We start from the raw sequence: 25,612 nt of genomic DNA on the forward strand, positions 1-25,612 counted from the left end.
GAGTTGGGCAATGGGCGATGGGTGGTGGGGGTATGAGGGATGGTGTTGAATTGGCTTGGCGATTGGTATGATTGGGGGTGAGACGTGGGCGGGTCGGCATTCGGTAAGGATGCAAAGTAGGAAGACATATTCTATATGAATTCAATGTTCGTTTAGCGAATAAGAAAGAATAGATGTGATATCAAACCTACTGCGCAAGTTGCTGTCGCTTCACAAAAAGGGCCATAGGCGCACTAGCAATGTGGTGCTCTGAGTTGGACATCAACAAAAGCCGGCTGACGGCGTTGTCCTGAATGCCTCCGCTTGGCCAAAGACAAGATATGCTTGCTGTAGTTATCGGCATTCTAGATTTTTTCGTCGCCGCTAACGATAAGGTGTGGGCACGCTTGAATTCAGCGACGAGACTAGATTCAACATTAGGCTTTAGCCCTCGTGTTGAAAATGCCGACAGGTATCTATATACGCGCTTCATGAAATTTGGGTAAATTCCCAATGCTCCATGCTGACCTAGCTTACCAAGCTCATTAATATTACATGGGACAATAAAATTTGCTTTTTCAATGCAATCTTTTAGATGGGCAAGGGGTGAAAGACTTTGAACTTGACGTCCACTCGCTGCCTTCAACTCATTCCAACGAAATATACTGTCAGTAACGATACACGAGCCAGTAGCCTGAGCCAGATACATAGTAATCTCAAAATTTGGAACCATTTTAAACGGTATAAATTGTCCACCCTCTTCAAGGGAACCACTTGTCAGCACAGCGAGAGGGTCGTTCTCACGAAGTAAATCAAGATCATTAAGAACAAAATCGATATACTTTGCGTCTAAATCCGGAGAAAACCGTAGCAACTTCTGCCGAAGTGCGTCACGCGGCTGCAACAAAATACCTCTCTTATAGTCCTCTTCCATGAGTTTCATAAACTCATCATCTTCAACTTTAGCATACTTTATATAATTACTCCGACGCTTAGCCATATTCATTACCTGGTGTCGTAAATGAAGATCAAAATTACAAGGATCCGGAAAAAGCGTAATGAGTCCCTGCTCAATGAACGGCATGATCATCATGAACAGAAATACAGACTTTAAGAATTCTTGACGATACATATGGGGGTTTTCCGTAGGGCTAAATTCCTTTTTCACCGCCCCTGGATGTATGAATGGATGTTCTATAAGCAATTCATCGAAATAAAAAGGAAGACCAAGTGCGCAGTTTGAAATTGCCTGCGGGTGAAGAACTCCTGTATAAATTGCCCTCGCGACTCCATCGGGTTTTGGCAACATTTCAAGAAAATTTGTTTCGCGCGGCCATAACGCATCATAAAGACTATAAACATCTTTAATCTTATCATCATTAATCTCTTTACGAATTGTAACCCAGTCACGGACATCATTTATACCGAGAATGTTTGATATACCTGTAAATAGCATAATGTTGCGCTCTCGAATACTTAGCTCCTTCCAAGTTGGCCGAAGAGCGACAGATTTTAGATTGCAACAGTTACCAAATCTGCGACCCGATCCGCACCCACAAAGGTCACGGGCACGTGGTGGAGTAGACAAGGGTGCCTTTTTTAAAAAATCGCGTTCATGTTCGGTCCGGCCAAATGAATCCTGAAAATAAACATCATTGTTTTGTAGTCTAACAAACATATCTCCGCCCATAAATAAAATTCCATCAGAAGGTGGTACAAATAACATGCGGAGGTCAGACCAAGGCTCAGAAGACTTTATTTCTGGATACAGCCACTCTTCTTTACCAGCTGCTATGTAGCGCTTTGCTCCAGATTTGATAACACGATTAACTCGAACAACCTCTTCACTTGTGAGCCTACGTGTGCGAATGAATGAGTCCGTGCGCACAAGAGAGTTTCGATAGTTTCCAGCAAAGGTGCGCTTTTTAAGCGGTTCAGTTGAATGATCTTTAGCATATTCAAGATTAGTCAAAATTAGGCAAAAGTCTCTATTCAATGGAAATATTGTTTGGGTACCTTTAAGCGCTATCGAAGGATCATTTGGATATCTATTTCCCTTCACGCCAGGAGGCAGAGCGTAATTGTAAGTCGTAACTGGATGATCGCTGACGATGAACTTAGTTTCAGCATCCTGAGCCGATATTATCTCACGCACCCCTTCCGTCCAGATTGTACAGTGCATCATCCGGATACCTTGCATCTCGAACATTAGTTCGTTTTGCGTAAGACGCGGATATTGTGCGCTTAACCAGTCAAGACCTTTTGGCGTGCGCAACTTCTGGATATCCAGATATTCAAAGAATGATGTAAAATGCTGCTGCCATTCCTTGGAGTCGTCGCTCACAAAGGCCCGCACTGCCGCGGCCCCACGACAGTCGAGATCACCAAAAAGTTTTCGCTCAATTTCATCGTTGGCAATCTCACCAAAAAAAGTAGAATAAAGATCAATCTGGCAGAATGCACGTGATGATGGCGAATTAAATTTTGATTTTTCGAATACAATATCACCATTATGAAGTGTTATTTTATTTGGATTGGTATCAAGATATGAGTATGTTCTTTTGCCAATCTCAAAAAAACCTTCTTGATACCAACGTGGTACGTAGTGATTATTGCGAGTTAATGTCATTTATTTAAATACCCCGTACTCCAATGGAAGTGGTAATAGTAACCTACAATCTGTCGGACGGCAATCCGAACAAGCTTTTAGCCGGGTGTCTTTCACGGCCGACAACTCATCGGCGTATCTGCTAATTGGCCTTAATGAGCGCGCGAAAAAGACCACAATAGAGCGTAGATAGCGCGCCCATCTGAATTTGCATCAACACCACTTTAAATCTAATTGCAATCGTTTGCAAAACCCCAAAACCCAGCGTATGATCCCCTCAACATCGGGCGAAACCGCCCCTATAAGTCGATCCGGGGAGGATACGGGCATGAGTGACGGGTTTGGGCAGCTCTCGGGGCTGGATGCGGCCATTATCGGGCTGTATCTGGTGGCCATTGTGGTGCTGGGGCTGTATGCCTCGCGGCAATCGACGACGGCGACCGATTATTTCCTGGCGGCGCGCAGTTCGACCTGGCCCACCATCGGGCTGGCGCTGCTGGCGTCCAACATTTCCTCCACCACCCTGATCGGGTTGGCGGGGGCGGCCTATGCGACCGGTATTGCCGTCTATAATTATGAATGGATGGCCAGTGTCGTGCTGGTCTTCTTCTGCCTGTTCCTGCTGCCCGTCATCCTGCGCAGTCAGGTTTATACGATGCCGGAATTCCTGGAAAAGCGGTTCGACGGCTCCATCCGGCTGTATTTTTCCGGCCTGACCATCTTCCTGAACATCGTGGTGGATACGGCCGGCACGCTGTTTGGCGGGGCCTTGATGTTCAAGCTGATCTTCCCCGGCGTGCCGCTGTGGCAGATCGCGGGCCTGCTGGCGCTGGCCGCCGGTGCCTATACGGCGGCGGGCGGGTTGAAGGCGGTGCTGGTCACCGAAGTGGTGCAGGCCGTGATCCTGTGCGGCGCGTCGGTCTTCGTAGCCGTCTTCGCCTTTGACAAGGCCGGCGGCTGGGATGCCGTGATGGCCGGGGTGGAGGCCCAGAAGATGAGCCTGATCCGCCCCGCCGATGACCCGTCCCTGCCCTGGACCGGGCTGATCACGGGCGTGCCCCTGATCGGGCTGTATTTCTGGTGCACCAACCAGTTCATGGTGCAGCGGGTTCTGTCGGCCAAGGACCTGAACCATGGCCGCTGGGGCAGCCTGTTTGCCGGGCTGTTGAAGCTGCCGGTGCTGTTCCTCATGGTGCTGCCCGGCTCGGCGGCCATCCTGATGTATCCCAATCTGGAACGCCCGGACCTTGTTTACCCCACCTTGATCTTCGACCTGTTGCCCGTGGGCGTCATCGGCATCGTGGTGGCGGGGTTCCTGGCGGCCATTATGTCGTCGATTGCCAGCACGTTTAATTCCGCCTCCACGCTCGTCACCATGGATTTCGTACGCCGCTTCCGGCCCGATGTGTCACAGGCCGCGCTGGTCCGCATCGGTCGCATCACCACGCTGTGCTTCATGGTGCTGTCGGTCGCCTGGGTGCCCGTGGTGGAAAGCCTGACCGATACGCTGTGGCAGTATCTGCAGGCCGTTCTGGCCTATGCCGTGCCGCCCGTGGTGGCCCTGTTCCTGGCCGGCATCTTCTGGCGCCGCGCCAATGTGGCCGGCGCGCGGGCCGGCGTTCTGATGGGGCTGCTGGCCGGTGGTTACCTTTTCTATGGGGTGCAGGTGACAGGCTCAATCCACCTGCATTTCCTGCTGGCCGCCACCCTGCTGTTCGCGCTGTCGCTGGCCGCCGTCATCATCGCCAGCCTGTTGACCGCCCCGCCGGCGGCGGACAAGACCGAAACCCTGATGTGGACCCGCGCCGATTTCGACGCCGAAACCCGGTCCCTGGCGGGCCAACCCCTGTGGCAGAACTACCGCGTACAGGCCGTGGCCCTGCTTGCCCTGACGGCGGTGATTGTCTGGGTGTTCCGGTAAACAGTGGGGCTTCCGGCAAACCGGAAGCCCCACCGGCGGCGACCGCCGCCGCGCCGGCGTGTGAGGAACGTAGAACCTAACTCCCGCACGATTTGCGGATGACCAGTTCCGCCGGCATGGTGGCGGAGGGCGTGTTCTCCCCCTCCATCCGGCGGAACAGCAGGTCGATCATCACCTTGGCCCCGCGCGCCAGGTCCTGGCGCACACTGGTCAGCGGCGGGTTCACATAGGCGGCGATGGTGATATCGTCGAACCCGACCACCGCCACATCGTCCGGCACGCGCAACCCGGCGGCGTTCAGCGCCTTGATAGCGGCAATGGCAATCACGTCCGACACGGCAAAAATGGCATCGAACGGCACCTTGCTGTCGATCAACCCGCGCACCGTGTCATAGGCGGTATCGACCGTGAAATGCGCGGGCGCCAGCAGGGCCGGGTCCTCCGCAATGCCGGCGGCGGCCAGGGCGCGGCGATAGCCGTCATAGCGCAACCCCACCTCCGGCAGGGACGGCACGCCCAGAAAGGCGATCCGCCGCCTTCCCTTCTGCACCAGATGCTCCACGGCCAGCCGCGCCCCGCCAATATTGTCCGACCCAACCGAACAATAAATCTGGCTGGGCAGATGGGCACCCCAGACCACCAGCGGCAGATAGGTGCGGGCCACCGCATTCAACGCCTCATGCTGATCGCTCTGACCGATGACGATCAACCCGTCGGCCTTCTGCGACTGGATCAACCGGTCCTGCCAGCCCGGTTCCGGCCGCGCCACCTTGGTCAGCAGCACATTGTAATCGCGTGCCGTGATCTCATCGGCCAGCCGACCCAGCAGCTCGATGAAGAACGGGTCGGAGATCAGCTGACCCACCTCATGGCCCAGCGGGATGACGATGCCGATGGTGCGGGTCTTCTTCAGGCGCAGGTTGCGGGCCTGTTCATTGATGACATAGCCCTGCGCCTGCGCCAGCGCCAGGATCTCCTCACGCTTGGCCTGCGGCACCAGGGCGCTTCCGGCCAGCGCGCGGGAAACCGTGGAAACCGACACACCCGCCATCCGGGCAATGTCCGCCATCTTGATCGGTGCCGCCATCCCCACTGCCCTGCGCTTCAACCCAACCGGCGGCCAAGCTAGCAGAGGTGGGGACGAAGCGCCAATCCCCGCTGACAGGGCTCAATCGTCCGAACGGCTGCCCGCCGCCGCCGCCGCGGCCTCTAGTGTTTCATCCGCCGGGTCGGTGGTAAGGGCGGTGCGGATATAGATGCCGTAGAGGCTGTTCCCGGTACCAGTACAGCCAAAGGTGTCTTTGGCCAGGATGAACCCCGCCAACCAGCGCAAGGTGATGGTACATCCAGCAGACTTATAGACGACCTTGTTGCCCTTCGGAGCGGTCTCTACGTCAAAATCAGACAAATAGTAGGGGGGTGTGAAGGCTACACCTTTAATGTACAGCTTCCCCCCTCCTTCGCGTCTACCAGGAACCAGTTCTCTCCCGTGCGCCACCGACCCAACCAATCTTCCCGGGTCGGTGGCGCTGACGTCGCATCAATATTGAGTCTAGCGCGCGGCAACCACCCTGCCGTATCACGCTTCTTGCCGCGAAACATCGCACAGACATAGGGCCCCTTTTCATCCGCCAGAAACACACGGTCACCGGGCACCAGATAGGCCTTGGCCTGACAATCTGCCCCACCGGGACAATGTTCCGCCGAGCGCTGAAAGTATAGACGCGGACCCGATTCATTCTTGAGAATGGCTGAATGCAGATTTTCGGCGTCGTATATATTGAGGTCGCTGCAATCCTGGGCAATTGTATCAGCCGTCACAAAGAGGTGGCTCAAAACGAGCAATGCCCACTTGAAACGATGTCTCATAGCGTAAAAATTCCAATTCTCGATGAATTGTATAAATCACTTTATTCTATCTACGGGAAGGTACGCCTCTCCAGTCTCATCGGCATGCCGCCAAACAATATCTAGTATGTTTGTAATTTTTTGGCCAGGTATCATGGCGCGCATAAGATGAGCTCCATCTATGCACACGAATTTCAGAGCACCTTTTGCGCTCAAACTCTTTACTGCCTCAGGCGAATAACCATTGACTGAAACATACAAACCTCTAGTATCAGCCGTTTTCCCTTCAATTTTGTATAAAAATGCCCCAAAATCTGCACCAGCAACGGGCGTTTTAACCCACTTTGCCTCAAGAAAATTTGTCCGATTACGCCACTGGAATGAACCATCTATCTGTTCACCAGTAATTTTGAACGAACCTCTCGGCGCCAGCTGCTCATAATCAAAAAATTCATTCAAAAATGACTCAAATAAATACCCTCTAGTTTGTGCATTGGCTTCAGCCATCAAAGATATAAATCTATCCCCAAAATTTACCCGTACCTGTTCATCAGAAACGTATGCCGCCTCTTTAGCTTTTCTTTCTAATTCTCCCCTCTCAATCTCCGCAAGTCTTGTCTCTTCACGAATGCGCTGAGCCTCCTGCCGGTCAGTTGCAACCTGTTGACGTAAACGTTCAATCGCTGCCAGCGACTCCGGATTAGCGTCGGGGAAGGAAACACGATTAAGCCCTGTTATAACGCCCGCAAACATCCGATCGCCACTGTCACCCAGTTCGGATACTATTATTATTAACTCCTTTACAACAACACGCTTTGGAGCCCGTGCAAAGCCACTATCTTTATTCTGATATTTTATGTCAGCCGCTGCACGCGCTTTAGCAATAATTTCATTCGGCACGCCCGATCTGCTTAAAAAGCTATCGAGTTGATTGTGATATTTATAACATCCCGACAAGGCTTCTTCTAGGTTAGTAAGAGTGGAAACGTCAAAAGGCATTTCGCTACCATTTTGTGCAAGTGGGTGTCGTCTTATGCTTTTTATAATGGTGCGGACCACACTTAACAACAAGGAGAGAATCGCAACCCTCCTTGTTGTTGAACAAAAAGATCACTCCCACTCAATCGTGCCCGGCGGCTTCGACGTGATGTCGTAGGTCACGCGGTTGATGCCGCGCACCTCGTTGATGATGCGGGTGGCGACATGGCCCAGGAAGCTGTGTTCGAACGGATAATAATCCGCCGTCATGCCATCGACCGAGGTCACGGCGCGCAGCGCGCAGGCATAATCATAGGTGCGGCCATCGCCCATCACGCCGACGGTGCGCACGGGCAGCAGCACGGCAAAGGCCTGCCAGATTTCATCATAAAGGCCTGCCTTGCGGATGGCGTCCAGATAGACGCTGTCGGCCTTGCGCAGAATGTCCAGCTTCTCGCGCGTGATCTCGCCCGGCACGCGGATGGCCAGACCGGGGCCGGGGAACGGGTGGCGACCGACAAAGCTGTGCGGCAGGCCCAGTTCACGGCCCAGTGCGCGCACCTCATCCTTGAACAGCTCGCGCAGCGGCTCCACCAGCTTCAGCTTCATGCGGTCGGGCAGGCCGCCGACATTGTGGTGCGACTTGATGGTGACGCTGGGGCCGCCGGTAAACGACACGCTCTCGATGACATCGGGATACAGCGTGCCCTGGGCCAGGAATTCCGCGCCGCCGATCTTGGCGGCCTCGCCATCGAACACTTCGATGAACAGGCGACCGATAATCTTGCGCTTCTGCTCCGGGTCGGACACGCCCTCCAACTGCCCCAGGAACAGGTCGGCGGCGTCCACATGCACCAGCGGGATATTATAATGGTCGCGGAACAGGGTCACCACCTGTTCGGCCTCGCCCGACCGCATCAGGCCGGTATCCACGAAGATACAGGTCAGCTGGGCCCCGATCGCCTCGTGGATCAGAACAGCGGCGACGGAGCTGTCGACACCGCCCGAAAGGCCGCAGATCACCTTGGCGGAACCCACCTGCTCGCGAATTCGGGCCACGGCTTCGGCACGGAAGGCGGCCATGGTCCAATCGCCCTTCAGACCCGCCACCTTGAACAGGAAATTGCGGATCAGGGCGTCGCCATGCGGGGTATGCACCACTTCGGGGTGGAACTGTACCGCATAGAAGCGGCGGGTATCGTCGGCGATGATGGCATAGGGCGCGCCCTCGGACGTGGCGACGATGCGGAATCCTTCGGGCAGCTTGGTGACACGGTCGCCATGGCTCATCCACACCTGCTCATGCGCGCCGATGCTCCACACGCCTTCGAACAGGGCGCAATCATCCTTGACGTCAACAAAGGCGCGGCCGAACTCGCGGGTCTCGCCCGGCTCCACCTTGCCGCCCAGCTGCTCGCACATGGTCTGCTGGCCATAGCAGATGCCGAACACCGGCACGCCCAGGGTCCAGACCACGTCATTGGCGCGCGGGCTGCCCGCCTCCGTCACGCTGGCCGGGCCGCCCGACAGGATGATGGCCTTAGGCGCAAAGGCGCGAATGCGGCCCTCGTCCGCGCTATAGGGGATGATTTCGCAATAAATGCCGGCCTCGCGCACACGGCGGGCGATCAGCTGCGTCACCTGCGATCCGAAATCCAGGATCAGGACACGGTCGGGATGGGCGGCGGGTGCGGTGGAAGAGGCGGCGGCCATGGCGCATTTTCCTGCGGGTCAGGGGCGGAGAATGCGCCGCAACCTAACCAACCAAGCCCTTCCCGGCAACAGGCACCTCCGCAAGGCTGCCCCCTGTCTGAACCGGACCGCACGCGACGGGCGGCGGACCATAAATACCTATTGACTCTTTCTTTCACCTGTAAGAAATACCTTACACATGAAATACGAACTTCAGATAGCCGGAACGGCGTGCGATGGGGAACAGGTCCTGGCGGCCCTGTCGGCGCTCGCCAACCCCCACCGCCTGCGCATCGTGGCCAGGCTGGCGGGCGGAGACCGGCATTATATCAGCCAGTTGGCCCGCGATCTGGGGATCAGCCGGCCCCTCCTGCATCTGCATGTGCAGAAATTGCAGGAAGCGGGACTGGTGACATCACAGCTGGAGTTGTCGGACGACGGCAAGGCCTTGAACTATCTACAACTGGCCCCCTTTCACCTGACCCTGACCGCAGAAAGCCTGCGTCAGGTGGCGGCGGGGCTTTCGGCGCACAGCGCTACAGGGAACTGACAGGGGATAATGATGGCGGATGATACCTTTCTCTTTGCGATTTTCTGGATGGTGGTGGGGGTCGTTTCGATCGTTGCTATCACGATGATCAGCAAGACCATACAGGCCAAGGCCAGGATGGCCGATGACGGCGCCTACCGCGCTCTTGCCGAACGCGCCGTGGCGGCGCTGGAGGAACAGACGGGCACCATCAATGCCCTGCGCGCCGACCTGACCGCCGCCCGCACCACGCTGACCAATGTCGAAAAAATTCTGAAGCAGGTGGAATAAATGATCGACGGTATTGCCGCATGGCGCCTGCATCTGCTGCGCGCCGTTTACCTTCTCATGGCGCTGGGGGCCGGGTACCTTAACTGGTCCCAGATCATTGATCCGACCCAAAGCTGGAAGCTGATGGAAGGTGTAGTGGTAACCATGCTGGGTGCCATGTCAGCCCTGGCCCTGCTAGGCTTGCGCCACCCGCTGCGCATGCTGCCCCTGATGTTCTGGGAGATCGCCTGGAAACTGATCTGGCTGGCCCGCGTCGCCTTCCCGGCATGGCAGAACGACACGATAGACGAAGGTATCGCTGCCAACATCGTCGCCACCGGCATGGTGGTGATCGTCATCGCAGTGGTACCGTGGGATTATGTCTGGCGGATTTATGTAAAGGGTGCGCCTTCGTAACCCGCCCTACCCGCCCTATCCCTTCGTCGTCAGCACTGTATAGGCAACAGGTTGGCTGACCACCAGGACCGGGTTCTCCTTCACCAGCCCCTTGTCATTGGGCACATTGACCCGCCCCCGTTCATCGGCCTTAAGCACGCGCGCCCCCTTGGTGCCCTCCAGCGTCACCGTGCAATCCTTGCCGCAGACAAGGCGCAGCGTCTTGGCCGATGGGGCCAGGAACGACACGGCCCCCGCCTCCTTCTCGATCAGCTTGTCGAACTGATCAAAGGCCGCCTTCACGTCGGCATAGGCGATGCGGGTGGTGCCCGGTGTCACCTTCATGCCGATCTGCGCCTTCATCTTATAGGTGCCAGCCGCCTGATTGACGGTGACCATGGCCCCCGCCTGCACCCAGTCTGGACGGAATGGGATATCCACGGCATTGTCGGCATCGACGGACAGGTCCACCCGCCCCTCCGGCGCTGTCACCACAAGGGTGACGGGTGCGTCCAGCGGCTGCTTGTCATTGGTCGGCTGCACCGACAGGCGCAGTGCCAGATGATCATGCCCCTGACCATAGAACTTGACCATCTCGTCATGGAATTGCCTGTACGGCACGGTATGCGTGCCGACAGCGCTCCATGCCGTCGGTACGGCCAGCGACAGAACCAGGGCGGTGGTCAGGAACAGGCGCATGGTGCAAACCTCAACCGAGCGGTTGGAACGGACTGACGGTGACGCGGCTACCTTCCGCCACAAGGAAAGAGCCCTCGGCCACCTCGTTCCAGTGGCTGGCATCCTCGTCCAGCGGTTCGGACAGGACCATGACGGAGTCTGTTCCGTCCTCCAGGCAGACGCGCCCGTCGCGGCAGCCATCGACATGGCCCTGGGTCCAGAACAGGCTGGGCGAGCGACCGTCACAGGACCAGCGGACGGCATAAAGCCGTTTGCCATCGGTACAGGCCGCCGTCATGCGGAACGGTTCCGTCACCCCTTCGCGCCGCATCTTGCCCACGATCTGGGCGACGGTCAGGGCAAAGGCGCTGGCCGGGTCTTCCATCAGGCCATTGCCCAGCGCCAGATAGAAAAACGCCTCGCTGTCGGTCGATCCCTCGCGGTGGCGGTACAGGTCTTTGCGGATCATGCCCTCCACATCCTGGCGCACCAGCGGCCAGCCGCCGATCTGCCCGTTATGCATGAACAGCCAGTCGCCATAGCGGAACGGGTGACAGTTCAGCCGCGACGTCGCCGTGCCCGTAGACGCCCGCACATGCGCGAAGAACAGGGGCGAGCGAATCTGCTCGGCCAGCGAGCGCAGGTTGGCATCCGACCAGGCCGGCATCGTATCGCGGTAAAGCCCAGGCTTGGCAATGTCCCCGTACCAGCCCAGGCCGAAACCGTCGCCATTGGTGGGGGCGACGCTACGCTGGGCCGACAGCGACTGCCGGATCAGCGAATTGCAGGGCTGGAACAGCAGCGTGTCCATCGCGATGAGAATACCGGCATAGGCCAGCCAACGGCACATCGAAACCACCTTATTACGGTTCAGCAAACAGATCAGGCCCCGAACCACGGCCCCTTACTGTTAAATCAGTCCCCCATGGCGGAACAAGGGCAAAGCAATGGCATTTTGAACATCGTTCGAAATGCTACCGCCTGTGACCTTTCAAGGGCGGTCCGCAACCAAACCCCCTCCCCGCTGTTCTATGCGTCGAAGCCGCCGGATCTGGCGGCCCTGAAAGACCAAGGAGAATTCCATGAACACCGATACCATCAAGGGCAAGCTGAACGAAGCCAAGGGTGCGGTAAAGAAGGGGATCGGCAAGGCCACCGACGATCCCGCCCTGGAGCTGGAAGGTCGCGCCGATCAGGCCAAGGGCAAGGCCCAGCAGGTGAAGGGGCACCTGAAGGATGCGGTGCGCGACGCCACCCGCTGACGCCCCTGCCCGTCCCGTCCTTTCTTGTCCGGCCCCCCTCGCCCATGCCGTGGCCGCCTGTCACACCGTTGTAGGCTGCAACGGTCGCGGCGTTTACAGTTGGGGGGGCCGGGGTTATGGTGCGCCCGCCTTTGTGAAGGTTCGGTGTCGCCCCCAGGGGTGGCACCGCTCACCCCTGGTTTTCCAACAAAGACGGGCAGCACGACCATGAAGCTGATCGCCGGTAACAGCAATCAGCCGCTGGCTGAAGCCATTTCGACCTGCCTTGAGGTCCCGCTGACCAAGGCATCGATCCGCCGCTTCGCCGATAATGAGATTTTCGTTGAGATCAACGAGAATGTCCGCGGCGAGGATGTGTTCGTGATCCAATCCACGTCGAAGCCGGCCAATGACCATCTGATGGAATTGCTGGTCATCATCGACGCGCTGCGCCGGGGTTCGGCCCGCCGCATTACCGCCGTGATCCCCTATTACGGCTATGCCCGTCAGGATCGCAAGACCGGCCCCCGCACGCCGATTTCGGCGAAGCTGGTGGCCAACCTGATCACCACCGCTGGTGCTAACCGCGTCCTGACCATGGACCTGCATGCCGGTCAGATTCAGGGCTTCTTCGACATCCCCGTCGATAATCTGGTGGCCGGTGGCGAGTTCACCAAAGACATCCAGGAACATGTCGGCAATGGCAAGCTGATGGTGGTATCGCCCGACGTGGGCGGTGTGGTCCGCGCCCGCGCCATTGCCAGCCGTCTGGAGGCCGATCTGGCCATCATCGACAAGCGGCGTGAACGCGCCGGCGTGTCGGAGGTGATGAATGTCATCGGTGATGTGTCGGGCCGCGACTGTATCCTGATCGACGATATCGTGGACAGCGCCGGCACGCTGTGTAACGCCGCCGAGGCGTTGAAGGCCCGTGGCGCCACGTCGGTACGCGCCTATGTCACCCACGGCGTCCTGTCCGGCGGCGCCGTCGCCCGCGTCTCCGCCTCGCCGCTGGATGAGTTGGTGATCACCGACAGCATCGTGGCGACCGACGCCGTGAAGCAGGCCACCAATATCCGTCAGCGTTCCATCGCCCGCCTGATGGCCGACGCCATCGACCGCATCAGCAATGAGCGTTCGGTGTCCAGCCTGTTCGTTTGATCCCTGACCCGATCAAAATAAAAACGGCGCCGGTATCCCCGGCGCCGTTTTTGTTTGTGGGGTAAGGCGGCGGAAAACTTTGGGATTTCCGCCGCCATCACCTTTTCTCAACCCGCCAGTGCCGCTTCCACCGCGGCGATGGCATCAGCAGCCTTGTCACCATCGGGGCCGCCGGCCTGGGCCATGTCGGGGCGGCCGCCGCCACCCTTACCGCCCATGGCCGCAGCCGCGACGCGGACCAGATCGACGGCGCTGGCCTTGGCCACCGCATCCTCGGTCACGCCGACAACCACGGAAGCCTTGCCATCGGCCACGGCGATGGCGACGACGACGCCGGTACCCACCTGCTTCTTCAGCTCATCGGCAAAGGGCTTAAGGTCCTTGGCCGGCAGGTCGGCGACGACGCGACCGATGAAGCCCAGACCATTGATCTGCTTGACCTCTGCCGCACCGCCGGAACCGCCGCCGCCCAGCGCCACCTGACGGCGCAGGTCGGCCAGTTCCTTTTCCATCTTCCGGCGTTCGTCCAGCAGGCTGGTGACCTTGGCCACCACCTCACCCGCCGGCACCTTCAGCGCCTGGGCTGTATCCAGCAGACGGCCTTCCTGCTGTTCCAGATAGGCCAACGCACCGGCACCGGTCAGCGCCTCGATACGGCGGATGCCGGCGGCGACGGCCCCTTCGGACACGATCTTGAACAGGCCAATATCGCCCGTCCGGCGGACATGGGTGCCGCCGCACAGTTCGACGGAGAATTCCTTGTTCCCGGCCTCGTCCACGCCACCCATGGAGACGACGCGCACCTCCTCCCCATACTTCTCCCCGAACAGGGCCATGGCGCCGACGGCGATGGCGGCGTCGGGGGTCATCAGGCGGGTGGTGACCTCGCTATTGCCACGGATGCGGGCATTCACCGCCGCTTCGACATCGGCGACATCATTCGCGGCCAAGGGCGTCGGCTGGGAAATGTCGAAACGCAGACGGTCGGCAGACACCAGCGAGCCCTTCTGCGTGACATGGTCACCCAGACGGCGGCGCAGCGCCTCATGCAGCAGGTGGGTGGCGCTGTGGTTGGCGCGGATGGCGCCACGGCGGGTGCCATCGACCTTCAGTTCGACGGCATCGCCAACGGCCAAGGTGCCTTTGGTGACCGTGCCGACATGGGCGAAGACCGCACCCAGCTTCTTCTGCACGTCACGGACCGTAACCTCCGCACCCTTGGCGGAAATCATCACGCCAGCATCGCCAACCTGACCGCCGCTTTCGCCATAGAACGGGGTCTGGTTGACGACGACCAGGACCTCGGCCCCCTCGGCAGCACTGGTGACGCGGTTGCCTTCCTTGTCCAGGATGGCGGTCACCGCACCCTCGGCGGCCTCGGTGTCATAGCCCAGGAACTCGGTCGCCCCGACCTCGTCCTTCAGTTCGAACCAGACGCGTTCCGTTGCGGCCTCGCCCGAGCCAGCCCAGGCGGCGCGCGCCTTCTTGCGCTGTTCTTCCATGGCGGCGTTGAAGCCGTCCACATCGACCGGACGGTTGCGGGTGCGCAGCACGTCCTGGGTCAGGTCCAGCGGGAAGCCATAGGTGTCATACAGCGTGAAGGCGACATTGCCGGGCAGCGCCTGACCTTCGGCCAGCGGCGCCTCCGCCTCGTCCAACAGCTTCAGGCCACGGTCCAGCGTTTGCTTGAAGCGGGTTTCCTCCAGGCGCAGCGTTTCGGTGATCAGCGCCTGGGCGCGCACCAGTTCGGCATAATGGCCGCCCATCTCCCGCACCAGGGCCGGCACCAAACGGTGCATCACCGGGTCCTTGGCGCCCAACATGTGGGCATGACGCATGGCGCGGCGCATGATGCGGCGCAGAACGTAACCACGCCCCTCGTTCGAGGGCATGACGCCATCGGCGATCAGGAACGAGCAGGAGCGCAGATGGTCGGCGATGACGCGGTGGGAGGTGGCCTGCGGCCCCTTCAACGACGCGCCCGTCGCCTCTGCCGAGGCTTCCAGCAGGCCCTGGAACAGGTCGATATCGTAATTGTCGTGGACGCCCTGCATGACGGCGGCCAGACGCTCCATGCCCATGCCGGTATCGATGGAGGGCTTGGGCAGGGGCACGCGTTCATACCCACCATCCTTGGACGGCAGCTGTTCATACTGCATGAACACGAGATTCCAGATCTCGATGAAACGGTCGCCATCCTGATCCGGGCTGCCCGGCGGGCCGCCGGCGATCTTGTCGCCATGATCGTAGAAGATTTCCGAGCAGGGGCCGCAGGGGCCGGTATCGCCCATCATCCAGAAATTGTCAGACGTCGGGATGCGGATGATGCGGTCATCCGGCAGGCCCGCGATCTTCTTCCACAGGTCAAACGCTTCGTCATCATTATGGAAGACGGTGGTCGTCAGCTTGGACGGGGAGATGCCAAATTCCTTGGTGATCAGGTTCCAGGCCAGCTCAATGGCGTCGGCCTTGAAATAATCGCCGAAGGAAAAGTTCCCCAGCATCTCAAAGAAGGTGTGGTGGCGCGCCGTGAAGCCGACATTGTCCAGGTCGTTATGCTTGCCACCCGCGCGCACGCATTTCTGCGAGGTGGTGGCGCGGTTATAGGGGCGCAGTTCCTGGCCCGTGAAGACGTTCTTGAACTGCACCATGCCGGCATTCGTGAACATCAGCGTCGGGTCATTGCGCGGGACCAGCGGCGAGCTGTCGACAATGGCGTGGCCGTTCTTCCCGAAATAGTCGAGGAAGGTGGAACGGATTTCGTTGACGGTCTTCTTGGACATGGGGACGGCCTGGCAGCTGCTTGGGTCGCGACAATATGGGGTGTGGGTTTTACCGTGGCCAGTGCCGCCCTGTCCATGCCCGCCTGCCCATGGGGGCCATGTTGGGGGGCAAAAACGCTCCAACGACGGCCAGATGCAACATCATGCAACACAAAAACAGGGGGTGTTGCACGGATCGTTGGGATCAAACCACCCTGAAAAGCAAAAGGGAGGCGGTTTCCCGCCTCCCTTGCTGAACATGCATTGCCATGCGGTCCGGGATCACTCCGGGCTGGCCGCATCGCCATCGGTTTCCGGCGTGCCCATCATGGCGCCCGCCACGATGCCGGCATTGGCACGGATCTTCTGTTCGATGCTGTCGGCGACCGCCGGGTTGGTGCGCAGGAAGGTCTTGGCGTTTTCACGGCCCTGACCAATGCGCTGCCCGTCATAGGAGAACCAGGAACCCGACTTGTCGACCACGCCGGCCTGGATGCCGAGGTCGAGCAGTTCGCCGACCTTGGACACGCCCTCGCCATACATGATGTCGAATTCGACGACGCGGAAGGGCGGCGCCATCTTGTTCTTCACCACCTTCACACGGGTCTGGTTGCCGGTCACCGTCTCCCGGTCCTTGATAGCGCCGATGCGGCGGATATCCAGGCGGACGGAGGCATAGAATTTCAGCGCGTTGCCGCCCGTCGTGGTTTCCGGGTTACCGAACATCACGCCGATCTTCAAACGGATCTGGTTGATGAAGATCACCAGACAGCGCGACTTGGAGATGGAGCTGGTCAGCTTGCGCAGCGCCTGGCTCATCAGACGGGCATGCAGGCCGACATGGCTGTCGCCCATTTCGCCTTCCAGTTCGGCGCGCGGCACCAGGGCCGCGACCGAGTCCACCACCAGCACGTCGATGGCGCCGGAACGGACCAGCGTGTCAGCGATTTCCAGCGCCTGTTCGCCGGCATCGGGCTGCGAGATCAGCAGCTCATCCACATCCACGCCCAGCTTGCGGGCATAGGAGGGATCAAGCGCATGTTCGGCATCGACGAAGGCGCAAACGCCACCATTCTTCTGTGCCTGCGCAATGGCATGAAGGGCGAGCGTCGTCTTGCCCGAGCTTTCCGGCCCGTAAATCTCGATGATACGGCCACGCGGAAGGCCGCCGATGCCCAGTGCGATGTCAAGACCCAGAGAGCCGGTGGAAACCACCTCCGTCTCCGTCAAGGCCTCCTTGGCGCCGAGCTTCATGATCGAGCCCTTGCCGAACGCGCGTTCGATCTGGCCCAGAGCGGCATCCAGAGCTTTTTGTTTGTCCATGGGTGTTTCAACCAGACGGAGTGGAGCTGCCGACATTATTGTCCCCTTCCTTCTCGCACGGATGTGCATGCGCGTTCAACTGCACCTGTTGTACATTCTTTGTTCTCACCCGCCAAGCGCAAATGTTCTCACTATGTTCACTTTTTGCCGTTGCGTTTCCGAAGGGAGAAGGGGGTGGTTCATAAATATGAACAAAGTTCATATGCGAAACCACAAGGAATCCCCTATGATGGTCCCCTTCATGGCCGTCCAATGGTGCGCATCATGATCGTCACAAACGGGAATCGCGGGCTGTTCTGTCTGGCCCTTCTTGGACTGGCCCTTTTCTGCCCGCCGGCGGAGGCCCAGAACGCCAATCCGCCCGCACAGGCCAAAAAGCCCGACAGCCCGCCCATGGAACAGGAAGTGATCGTCACAGGCCGGCGCAACGGGGAGCCGGATTTTCAGGAACAGCAGGAATTCCATTATGAGGAATACCGCCGCCTGAAAGCCATCTATGATCCCGATCCCCTTCCCGTCATCCGCAGCGACCGTCTGGTCCGCATGCCGGAGGCGATCAGCAGCACGGTACAGGGCAAGCCGACCCTGACGGAGAAACAATGGTGAGCGTGGCAGATTTGGTCCAGGCGGCGGAAAAGGCGGCGGACCGGGGCGATGGGGCGACGGCCCTGACGCTGTGGCGACAGGTGCTGGATGCTGATCCCAACCATGTGGTCGCCCTGCTGACCCTGGGCGATGCCGCCCGTCGTGCCGGGCGGGTGGAACAGGCAGAGGCCCTGCTGCTGCGTGCGGTGGCCGTGGCACCCCGGCTGGTCCCCGCGCGCTGCGCCCTGGCCAATCTGCTGCTGCATACAGGGCGGGAGGCGGAGGCCGGTACGCATCTGGCCACGGCACAGGAGTACGGCCCCCATCATGCCTATGTCTGGCGCGATACCGGCCTGTGGCGGCGGGTGACGGGCGATGCGGCCGGTGCCCTGGCGGCGTTCGAGCGCTGCCTGTCGATCACGCCGGACGACACGTCGGCAAAGCTGGGCCGCGCCCTGGCCCTGCTGCGGCTGGGCCGCTGGGATGAAGGGTTCCGTGACTATCATCACCGCTGGTCCGTATCCGCCCGGCCACCCCGGCACCGGGACATTGCTCCCTGGCGGGGCCAGGATATCAGGGGCCGGCGTCTGCTGGTCTGGGATGAACAGGGGGCCGGCGATACCATCATGTGCGCGCGGCTGGTGCGCCCGCTGATCAATGCCGGGGCGGAACTGGTTCTGGAGATGCCGGCGGCTCTGACGCCGCTGTTCGCCGATGGGCACCACGGCACTGTCGTGGCGCGCGGTCAGGCCCTGCCGCCGGTCGATATGCAGGTGCCCTTGCTGGACCTGCCCGGCATCCTGGGACTGACCCCGGCCACGATCCCCTGGAATGGCCCCTATATCAGTGTCGACGCGGCCCTGTCGGCCCGTTGGGCGGACGCACTGCCCCGCCGGCCAGGACGCATGCGGATCGGGTTCAGCTGGGCTGGCAATCCCGCCCATCCGGGTGATGTCTGGCGCTCCCCCGGCCTGTCCAACCTGCTGCCGCTGCTGACACGCACGGGGGCCGACTGGTACGCGCTACAGGTGGCCAGCGGGCGGGAAGAGATGGTAACCACCCCCCTGCCCCACCATGTCACCGATCTGGGCGCGCGGATCACGGGCTGGGCGGATACTGCCGCGATCCTGACGCATCTGGACCTGCTGGTCACGCCCGACAGCGCCCTGGCCCATCTGGCCGGTGCCATGGGCCGGTCCGTCTGGACGCTGATCGCCACCGATACCGACTGGCGCTGGCTGGACCAGGGAACGAAGACGGGATGGTATCCGTCCATGCGGCTGTTCCGGCAGCAGCGCTGCGGCGACTGGGCGGGTCTGCTGTCGCGCATCAGCGTGGCGTTGCCGGCTTGATCGCGGCGACGCGCCGGGGCACCATCATGGGTGTTGACGACCCCGCCGCCGCCGGAGACGCGCTTGGACCTGGACAGCCTGACCACCGCGTTCGACATGCTGACCGACGGTGTGGCCCTGTTCGATGCGCAGGAAAGGCTGGTGGTCGCCAATCCGGCCTTCAAGGCGCTGTTCCCGGTGACGGCGGCACGCATGGTCGCGGGGACATCGTTTGAGGACCTGCTGCGCCATGGCATTGCGGCGGGTGATAATCTGCATGCCCAGGGCCGCGATCTGGAGGAATATGTCGCCGAGCGCATGTGGGCCTTCCGTAACCCCACGGGCCAGCCGGGTGAATTCCTGCTGTCGGACGGGCGCTGGATCAGGGTGCATGACCGGCATCTGCCCCAGGGCGGCACCCTGTGCGTACGCACCGACATCACAGAGTTAAAACGCGGGGAGCAGCAGCTGCGCGACAGCGAACAGCGCTATCGCCAACTCGTGGATCTGTCGCCCGACGGCATCGCGGTGCATGACGCGACGGGGCGTGGGCGCTTCATCAACCGTGCGGGCCGCCTGATCCTGGGCATCGGTGCCGACGCGGATGCCGCCGGCTTCCACATAATGGATGTGGTGACGGAGGAGACGCGACCACTGGCCGAAATGCTGCTGCGCCGGGTGGTGGGGGGTGAGCCCCTGCACCAGATGCGGATCGACCTGCGCTGCATTGATGGGCGGGACATCACTGCCGAACTGTCGGCAGTGCCGTTCCAGGGCGGGGGCGAACGGCTGGTCATGTGCCTGTTCCGCGATGTCACGCATGAGGCCGCATCCAGTCTGCGCCTGCGGGAAAGCGAGGCGCGGGCCCGGTCAATCCTGGATACGGCACTGGATTGCATCGTCTCCATTGATGAGGACGGCCATATCCTGGAATTCAACCCCGCTGCCGAACGTACCTTTGGCTGGCAGCGGGCCGAGGCAATGGGCCGGCGCATGAGCGATATGATCGTGCCGCCCGTCCATCGCGAGGGGCATGACCATGGTCTGACGCGGCTGAAAACCGGCGGCGGCGGCACCATGCTGGGCCGGCGCGTGGAGACTGAGGCGCTGCGCCGCGACGGCACCGTTATCCCCGTTGAACTGGCCATCACGGCAGTACCCCTGGGGCCGGGCAAGCGCTACACCGCCTATCTGCGCGACATTACCGATCGGCGCCAGGCCGAACGCGAGATTTGGGAGAAGACACGCATCCTCGACAGCATGATGGACAATGTCGGCATCGGCATCGAGGTCTATGACGCTGACGGCCATCTGCTGGTAGCCAACCGCATGGTGTCGGAACTGCTGGATATTCCGCCCGGCTTCATGGCGCCCGGCCTGAAGGACCGCGATCTTGTGCTGCTACTAGCCAAGCAGGGGGAATATCCGGGCGAAACGGTGGAGGAGAGCCTCGCCGATTATGACCGTATCCGCCGCGACGGCATCCATTTCGGCGAACGCCAGCGGCCCAACGGCACCTGGCTGCAGGTCCGGCACTTCCCCATGCCGGGTGGCGGCTTTGTCGTTCTGTTCGCCGATGTGACGGAACAGAAGAAGCTGGAAAGCCAGCTTCTCCAGGCCCAGAAGATGGAGGCGCTGGGGCAGTTGGCCGGCGGCATCGCGCATGATTTCAATAATATCCTGTCGGTCATCGGCGGCTATGCCAGCATGGCCAAACAGGGCGTGCCGAAAGACGGGACGCAGGCGGGTTATCTGGCCAAGATCGGCCAGGGGGTGGACCGGGCCGCCGCCCTGACGCGTGAATTGCTGACCTTCTCCCGCCAGAAGGTGGCGCGGACAGAGGTGATCGACCTGGGTTCCGTGCTGCGCGGGCAGGAATTCCTGCTGAAACCGCTGCTGGGCGCCACCATTGATCTGTCGCTGGCGGTGCCGGACGATCCGGTTTGGGTCGCCATTGATCCCGACATGGCCGCCCAGGCCCTGCTGAACCTGGCCATCAATGCCCGCGACGCCATGCCGGGCGGTGGGCCGCTGACGGTGAGGCTGAGCAGAGCCGCCGAGGGGGCGACCCCGCCCGCCGGATTGTCCCCCAGCCATTATGCCATCCTGTCGGTCACCGACCGGGGGACCGGCATGCCACCCGACCTGCTGGACCGCATCTTCGACCCGTTCTTCACGACAAAGCCGCCGGGCCAGGGGACAGGCCTGGGCCTTGCCATGGTCTATGGCACGGTGAAGCAGGCGGGCGGCGCCATCCTGGTGGACAGCCAACCGGGGCGCGGCACCTGCTTCTCCCTGTGGCTACCTTTGTCCCCCGCCCCGGCAATGACCGTCACCCAGGCGCTTCCTGCGCGCGTCAGCAGCACGGGTGCCAAGCCGGCCACCATTCTGGTGGCGGAGGATGAGCCGGAACTGCTGACCCTGGTGTCGGGCTTCCTGGAACAGGATGGGCACGTCGTGCGCCGCGCCGCCGATGGGGTGGAGGCGCTGGAACGGTTTGAGGAGGGGGGCATCGACCTGCTGCTGACCGATCTGGTCATGCCCGCACTGGGTGGCGTGCGGCTGGCACATCTTGTCATGGAACTGGATCCGTCGGTCGTGGTCCTGTTCATGACGGGTTATCCGGGCCGGGGCCATGTCGAGGTGGAGGATTTGCCACCTGGCATTCCCGTGCTTTACAAACCCATCGAACCTGAGACCCTGTGCCGGGCCGTGGCGGATGCCCTGGCCAACCGGAGACGCTCGTGATGCGCATGTACATGCCGGAGGACCCGATCAAGTCGCTGCGCATCCTGGTGGTGGAGGATCAGCAGCAGACCCGCGTCTGGATCGCCGACGTTCTGAAACAGATGGGCGTGCGCGAGGTGTTGACGGCCAATGACGGGGCGGAGGCGCTGGATGTGCTGCACCGCGACCTGGATGGTGTGGATATCGTGATCTGCGACTGGGCCATGCCACGCATGAACGGCATGGATCTGCTGGCCGCCGTCCGTAGCCTGCGCCCCAACCTGCCCTTCATCATGGAGACGGGCCACGGCACCAAGGACCATGTTCTGGCCGCCCGTGCCCAGGGCGTGGACGCCTTCATCGTCAAACCCTACAGCGCCGCCCAATTGGAAGTGCGCATCCGTACCCTGGTGAAGAATGGTCGGCCCAAATGACGCGTAATGACGAGACGCCACTTGGCCTGATCTGCGCCATCCCGGAGGAAAGGGCGGCCCTGGCCGGGCATTTCAGCGGGGTGGAGCAGGAAGAGGTGGCGGGTTTCGTCTTTACCAGGGGCCACCTGGACGGGCGGGCGGTGGTGCTGGTGGAGGCGGGGATCGGCAAGGTCAACGCGGCCATCGTGGGAACCCTGCTGCTGCACCGGTTCGCGGTGAACGGCCTGCTATTCTCCGGTGTGGCGGGGGGTCTGGACCCCGCGCTGGCGGTGGGCGACGTGGTGATCGCCGAGCGGTTGATCCAGCATGATTACGGTGCCTTGTCAGACGGGCGATTGAAGCCGTACCAGCCCGGCGTGCCGCCCTTGCCCGGCTTTGACGATACCCATGGTTACCCGCTGGCCGACGGCATGGCGGTGCGGATCGCGCAGGCCCTGGACGGCATCGCCCTGACGCCGATGCCAGGGGTGGCGCGCGCGCCGACATGGCGTTTCGGCACCGTCCTGACCGGGGATCATTTCCTGAATTGTGCCGTGACGCGTCAGGACCTGCATGCGCGGTTCCAGGCCCAGGCCGTGGAGATGGAGGGTGCTGCCCTGGCCCAGGTGGCGGCGCGGTTCGCGGTTCCCCTGGTGGTGGTGCGCGCCCTGTCGGATCTGGCCGGCAGCGACAGCCACCTGGATTTCCCGACCTTCGCCCGCAATGCCGCCCATAACGCCGCCGGCATCGTGCGGCGTCTGGTGGGTGTCCTGTAAAATTCCGCAGGGATTGCCGACAGGGTTCGCCGTGCCCGCCCGTTAAAGGGATGGGTCCGGCAAAACCCGTCAAGGAGCACTCCCATGAGTATCAGCAGCATCAGTAGCAGCAGCACCTATGCCGCCGCGGGCGTAAGCCGCCAGCAGCGGGCGCAGGAGCGGTTTGAGGCCGCCGACACCGACAAATCCGGCGGATTGTCGCTGGAGGAGTTCCAGGCCGCCGGGCCGAAGGATGCCGACAAGGCAGGCCGTAGCGGCGGCAACCGCCCCAGCGCGGAGGAGATGTTCTCCCGCATGGACAGCGACGGCGACGGTTCCCTGACCCAGACGGAGATGGAAACCGCGTTCCAGAGCATGCGGGCTGACACCAAGGGTGCCCTGCTGGCCGCACAAGAGGAAGCCGGTGGTGCCACGGGTGGCCGTCCGCCCGGCCCGCCGCCGGGTGGTCCGGGTGGTCCCGGCGGTGCCGGTGGCCCCCCGCCGGGTCCGCCGCCGGGCGGGAATGGTGAAGAGGCGTCAGCCACAGACAGCACGGGCACCGGCAGTGATATTGCCAGCCTTCTGTCCGCGTCCGACACTTCCACCAGCAGCAGCGATGACGCGATCAGCACCCTGATCAGCCAGCTGCAAAGCGCTATCAGCAGCTATTCGCAGAAGAACAGTTCTAGCAGCACCACGGCCAAGGCCGCCTGAATGGCAGGCTGACACCGTTGGCTCAGGTTTGGTCCGGCTGGGAATTCGCATGCCTTCAGCCGGCCCATACGGGGGGATGATATCCCCTTGAACCTTTGGGGGAGCGCCATACGCCTTCTGCGGCCTTTCGGCCTCCCCCATATTTTTCAAATGGTTATAGGACGATCCTCTCCTTGCATCCCCTTGGCTTTGCCGTCAGACTGACTATCTGATCTGGTGACGACACGAGGAAGAGGCAAAGGATATGGCCAGCGCACCTGCCATCAATATCGGTATCTCCGATGATAACCGCGCCAAGATCGCGGACGGTCTCTCCCGGCTTCTGGCCGACAGCTACACGCTGTATCTGAAGACCCATAATTTCCATTGGAACGTCACCGGCCCGATGTTCAACACGCTGCACACCATGTTCATGGCGCAGTATACGGAGTTGCACACGGCTGTTGACGATATCGCCGAACGTATCCGCGCGCTCGGCTTCCACGCCCCCGGCAGCTACAGCCAGTTTGCCAAGCTGACCAGCGTGGCCGAAGAAACCGGCGTGCCCAAGGCACAGGATATGATCCGCCAGTTGGTGGAAGGGCATGAAACCGTCGCCCGTACCGCCCGGTCCATCTTCCCCATCGTTGACGATGCGGGGGACGAGCCGTCGGCCGACCTTCTGACCCAGCGCATGCAGATCCATGAGAAGACCGCCTGGATGCTGCGTTCCCTGCTGGAATAGTCGGAGACCGAACGACAAATGGGTATGTTCAAGACAGCGCCGCATGTTGCGGCGCTGGCCTTTTCAGGCCTTATCGCGGTGGCCCTCTCCCCGGCTGCTCATTCCCAGGATGCCCTGCCGGCCGGCGTGGAGGCGATGCTGCGACAGGCGGCAGGCCGCGATGCCGCCGCCCTGGACCTTGCCGAATCCCTGGCGCGGGATGCCTTTCCCGATCAGGCGGAACCCATTGCGGCCCTGGCCGGCTCCCTGCGCAAGGATAAGAAGGAGGCGGAGCGTGCCGTGAAGCGGCAGGCGGCGTCCAACATCCTGGCGGGCTGGTCCGGGGAGGCAGAGGCGGGTGCCGCCCTGTCAACGGGCAACAGCGATGACCGCACCCTGTCCCTGCGCGTCGACCTGTTGAAGGAGACGGTGAAGTGGCGGCACGAGGTGACGGCAGGTGCCGACCTGCAACGCGCCGACGGACAGAATTCCAAGGAACGGTTCGAAGCCGGGTATGAAGCTAATTACTTCATCAGCCCGCGTTTCTATGCCGCCGGGGAGTTCGGCTGGGAACGCGACACCTTTGCCGGCTATCGCCACCGCCTGACCGAAACGGTCGGTGCCGGTTATGTGGTGATCGACGGCGATGGCACCCGACTGTCGGTGGAAGGGGGCCCCGGTGCCCGCCACACCTTCATCGTGGACACGCCGGGCGAGGCGGGCGAACAGCACGAATTCGTGTTCCGCGCCGCCGCCGACTTCACCCAGGACCTGTCCGACAGTGCCAAGTTCGCGCAAAGCCTGAAGACGCTGGTAGGTGCGAAGAACACCACGGTTGAGGCGACAAGCAGCCTGACGGCCCGCATCAACGCCCTGTTCTCCGCCCGCGTCGCCTTCACGCTTCGCCATGAAACCGACCCGCCCGACGACCGCAAGGCAACGGACACATTGAGCCGGGCGACGCTGGTCTATAGTTTCTAAAGGGTACTGCCGCCACA

23 protein-coding genes are annotated in these 25,612 nt (G+C 61.0%); 14 read left to right on the forward strand and 9 right to left on the reverse strand.

The window, feature by feature from the left end:
* Window positions 1–187 precede the first annotated feature (187 nt).
* Entirely contained in the window at window positions 188–2,608 is a 2,421-nt protein-coding gene (locus tag C0V82_RS05535; RefSeq protein WP_102111464.1) for a DUF4238 domain-containing protein, read from the reverse strand.
* 307 nt (window positions 2,609–2,915) lie between these two features.
* Between C0V82_RS05535 and C0V82_RS05540 the strand changes: the two genes are divergently transcribed.
* Complete coding sequence (locus C0V82_RS05540; RefSeq protein WP_102111465.1) at window positions 2,916–4,508, forward strand: sodium:solute symporter; 1,593 nt, start codon at window positions 2,916–2,918, stop codon at window positions 4,506–4,508.
* 76 nt (window positions 4,509–4,584) lie between these two features.
* Here the strand turns inward: C0V82_RS05540 and C0V82_RS05545 are convergent, their stop codons facing one another.
* From C0V82_RS05545 to guaA, 4 genes are all read right to left on the reverse strand, one after another.
* Window positions 4,585–5,595, reverse strand: a complete 1,011-nt coding sequence (locus tag C0V82_RS05545; protein WP_199772479.1) for a LacI family DNA-binding transcriptional regulator — start codon at window positions 5,593–5,595, stop codon at window positions 4,585–4,587.
* A gap of 81 nt (window positions 5,596–5,676) precedes the next feature.
* Window positions 5,677–5,841 carry a hypothetical protein gene (locus tag C0V82_RS26745; RefSeq protein ID WP_158659744.1) on the reverse strand — a complete coding sequence of 55 codons (165 nt, stop codon included), beginning with the start codon at window positions 5,839–5,841 and terminating at the stop codon, window positions 5,677–5,679.
* A 572-nt stretch (window positions 5,842–6,413) separates the two neighbouring features.
* Window positions 6,414–7,355, reverse strand: a complete 942-nt coding sequence (locus C0V82_RS26750; protein WP_158659745.1) for a hypothetical protein — start codon at window positions 7,353–7,355, stop codon at window positions 6,414–6,416.
* A gap of 111 nt (window positions 7,356–7,466) precedes the next feature.
* Window positions 7,467–9,047, reverse strand: a complete 1,581-nt coding sequence (guaA, locus tag C0V82_RS05555) for a glutamine-hydrolyzing GMP synthase (RefSeq protein ID WP_102111467.1) — start codon at window positions 9,045–9,047, stop codon at window positions 7,467–7,469.
* Between the two features lie 178 nt (window positions 9,048–9,225).
* Here guaA and C0V82_RS05560 point away from each other — a divergent pair, with 178 nt between their 5' ends.
* The 3 genes from C0V82_RS05560 to C0V82_RS05570 are packed head-to-tail and all read left to right on the forward strand — an operon-like array spanning window position 9,226 to window position 10,242.
* A complete protein-coding gene (locus tag C0V82_RS05560) occupies window positions 9,226–9,576 on the forward strand; it encodes an ArsR/SmtB family transcription factor (RefSeq protein ID WP_102111468.1) in 351 nt (116 codons plus the stop codon).
* Window positions 9,577–9,585: 9 nt separating this feature from the next.
* Window positions 9,586–9,846 carry a hypothetical protein gene (locus C0V82_RS05565; RefSeq protein ID WP_102111469.1) on the forward strand — a complete coding sequence of 87 codons (261 nt, stop codon included), beginning with the start codon at window positions 9,586–9,588 and terminating at the stop codon, window positions 9,844–9,846.
* Window positions 9,847–10,242, forward strand: coding sequence for a hypothetical protein (locus C0V82_RS05570; RefSeq protein WP_102111470.1), 396 nt, complete (start codon window positions 9,847–9,849; stop codon window positions 10,240–10,242).
* 15 nt (window positions 10,243–10,257) lie between these two features.
* Here the strand turns inward: C0V82_RS05570 and C0V82_RS05575 are convergent, their stop codons facing one another.
* Window positions 10,258–10,920, reverse strand: coding sequence for a DUF2987 domain-containing protein (locus tag C0V82_RS05575; protein ID WP_158659746.1), 663 nt, complete (start codon window positions 10,918–10,920; stop codon window positions 10,258–10,260).
* Between the two features lie 10 nt (window positions 10,921–10,930).
* Window positions 10,931–11,749 (reverse strand): class II glutamine amidotransferase, encoded by an 819-nt coding sequence (locus C0V82_RS05580; RefSeq protein WP_102111472.1) that lies wholly within the window; start codon window positions 11,747–11,749, stop codon window positions 10,931–10,933.
* Window positions 11,750–11,981: 232 nt separating this feature from the next.
* On the opposite strand from C0V82_RS05580, the gene C0V82_RS05585 reads away from it, so the two are divergent.
* Window positions 11,982–12,161 (forward strand): CsbD family protein, encoded by a 180-nt coding sequence (locus C0V82_RS05585; RefSeq protein ID WP_054167277.1) that lies wholly within the window; start codon window positions 11,982–11,984, stop codon window positions 12,159–12,161.
* A 207-nt stretch (window positions 12,162–12,368) separates the two neighbouring features.
* A complete protein-coding gene (locus C0V82_RS05590; RefSeq protein ID WP_102111473.1) occupies window positions 12,369–13,301 on the forward strand; it encodes a ribose-phosphate pyrophosphokinase in 933 nt (310 codons plus the stop codon).
* A gap of 107 nt (window positions 13,302–13,408) precedes the next feature.
* Here the strand turns inward: C0V82_RS05590 and alaS are convergent, their stop codons facing one another.
* Both alaS and recA read right to left on the reverse strand, forming a co-directional pair.
* The gene (gene alaS, locus C0V82_RS05595) at window positions 13,409–16,084 is read right to left on the reverse strand and encodes an alanine--tRNA ligase (protein ID WP_102111474.1); all 2,676 of its coding nucleotides are present in this window, start codon (window positions 16,082–16,084) and stop codon (window positions 13,409–13,411) included.
* A gap of 261 nt (window positions 16,085–16,345) precedes the next feature.
* Entirely contained in the window at window positions 16,346–17,422 is a 1,077-nt protein-coding gene (recA, locus tag C0V82_RS05600; RefSeq protein ID WP_102111475.1) for a recombinase RecA, read from the reverse strand.
* Window positions 17,423–17,650: 228 nt separating this feature from the next.
* Between recA and C0V82_RS05605 the strand changes: the two genes are divergently transcribed.
* The 8 genes from C0V82_RS05605 (at window position 17,651) to C0V82_RS05640 (ending at window position 25,595) form a co-directional block, all read left to right on the forward strand.
* Window positions 17,651–17,992: a hypothetical protein gene (locus C0V82_RS05605; RefSeq protein ID WP_158659747.1), complete on the forward strand. Its 342-nt coding sequence runs from the start codon at window positions 17,651–17,653 to the stop codon at window positions 17,990–17,992.
* Window positions 17,986–19,323: a tetratricopeptide repeat protein gene (locus C0V82_RS05610; RefSeq protein WP_102111477.1), complete on the forward strand. Its 1,338-nt coding sequence runs from the start codon at window positions 17,986–17,988 to the stop codon at window positions 19,321–19,323. The genes C0V82_RS05605 and C0V82_RS05610 overlap by 7 nt, the downstream gene beginning before the upstream one ends.
* A 30-nt stretch (window positions 19,324–19,353) precedes the next feature.
* Window positions 19,354–22,050 carry a PAS domain S-box protein gene (locus C0V82_RS05615; protein ID WP_158659748.1) on the forward strand — a complete coding sequence of 899 codons (2,697 nt, stop codon included), beginning with the start codon at window positions 19,354–19,356 and terminating at the stop codon, window positions 22,048–22,050.
* Complete coding sequence (locus tag C0V82_RS05620; RefSeq protein WP_102111479.1) at window positions 22,050–22,463, forward strand: response regulator; 414 nt, start codon at window positions 22,050–22,052, stop codon at window positions 22,461–22,463. The genes C0V82_RS05615 and C0V82_RS05620 overlap by 1 nt, the downstream gene beginning before the upstream one ends.
* Entirely contained in the window at window positions 22,460–23,218 is a 759-nt protein-coding gene (locus tag C0V82_RS05625) for a 5'-methylthioadenosine/adenosylhomocysteine nucleosidase (RefSeq protein WP_102111480.1), read from the forward strand. The genes C0V82_RS05620 and C0V82_RS05625 overlap by 4 nt, the downstream gene beginning before the upstream one ends.
* Window positions 23,219–23,302: 84 nt before the next feature.
* Window positions 23,303–23,911 (forward strand): EF-hand domain-containing protein, encoded by a 609-nt coding sequence (locus tag C0V82_RS05630; protein ID WP_102111481.1) that lies wholly within the window; start codon window positions 23,303–23,305, stop codon window positions 23,909–23,911.
* A gap of 244 nt (window positions 23,912–24,155) precedes the next feature.
* Window positions 24,156–24,635 carry a Dps family protein gene (locus tag C0V82_RS05635; RefSeq protein WP_102111482.1) on the forward strand — a complete coding sequence of 160 codons (480 nt, stop codon included), beginning with the start codon at window positions 24,156–24,158 and terminating at the stop codon, window positions 24,633–24,635.
* A gap of 18 nt (window positions 24,636–24,653) precedes the next feature.
* The gene (locus tag C0V82_RS05640) at window positions 24,654–25,595 is read left to right on the forward strand and encodes a DUF481 domain-containing protein (RefSeq protein WP_102111483.1); all 942 of its coding nucleotides are present in this window, start codon (window positions 24,654–24,656) and stop codon (window positions 25,593–25,595) included.
* The last annotated feature ends 17 nt before the right edge of the window (window positions 25,596–25,612 follow it).

Source organism: Niveispirillum cyanobacteriorum, from assembly GCF_002868735.1.
GTDB classification, from domain to species: domain Bacteria; phylum Pseudomonadota; class Alphaproteobacteria; order Azospirillales; family Azospirillaceae; genus Niveispirillum; species Niveispirillum cyanobacteriorum.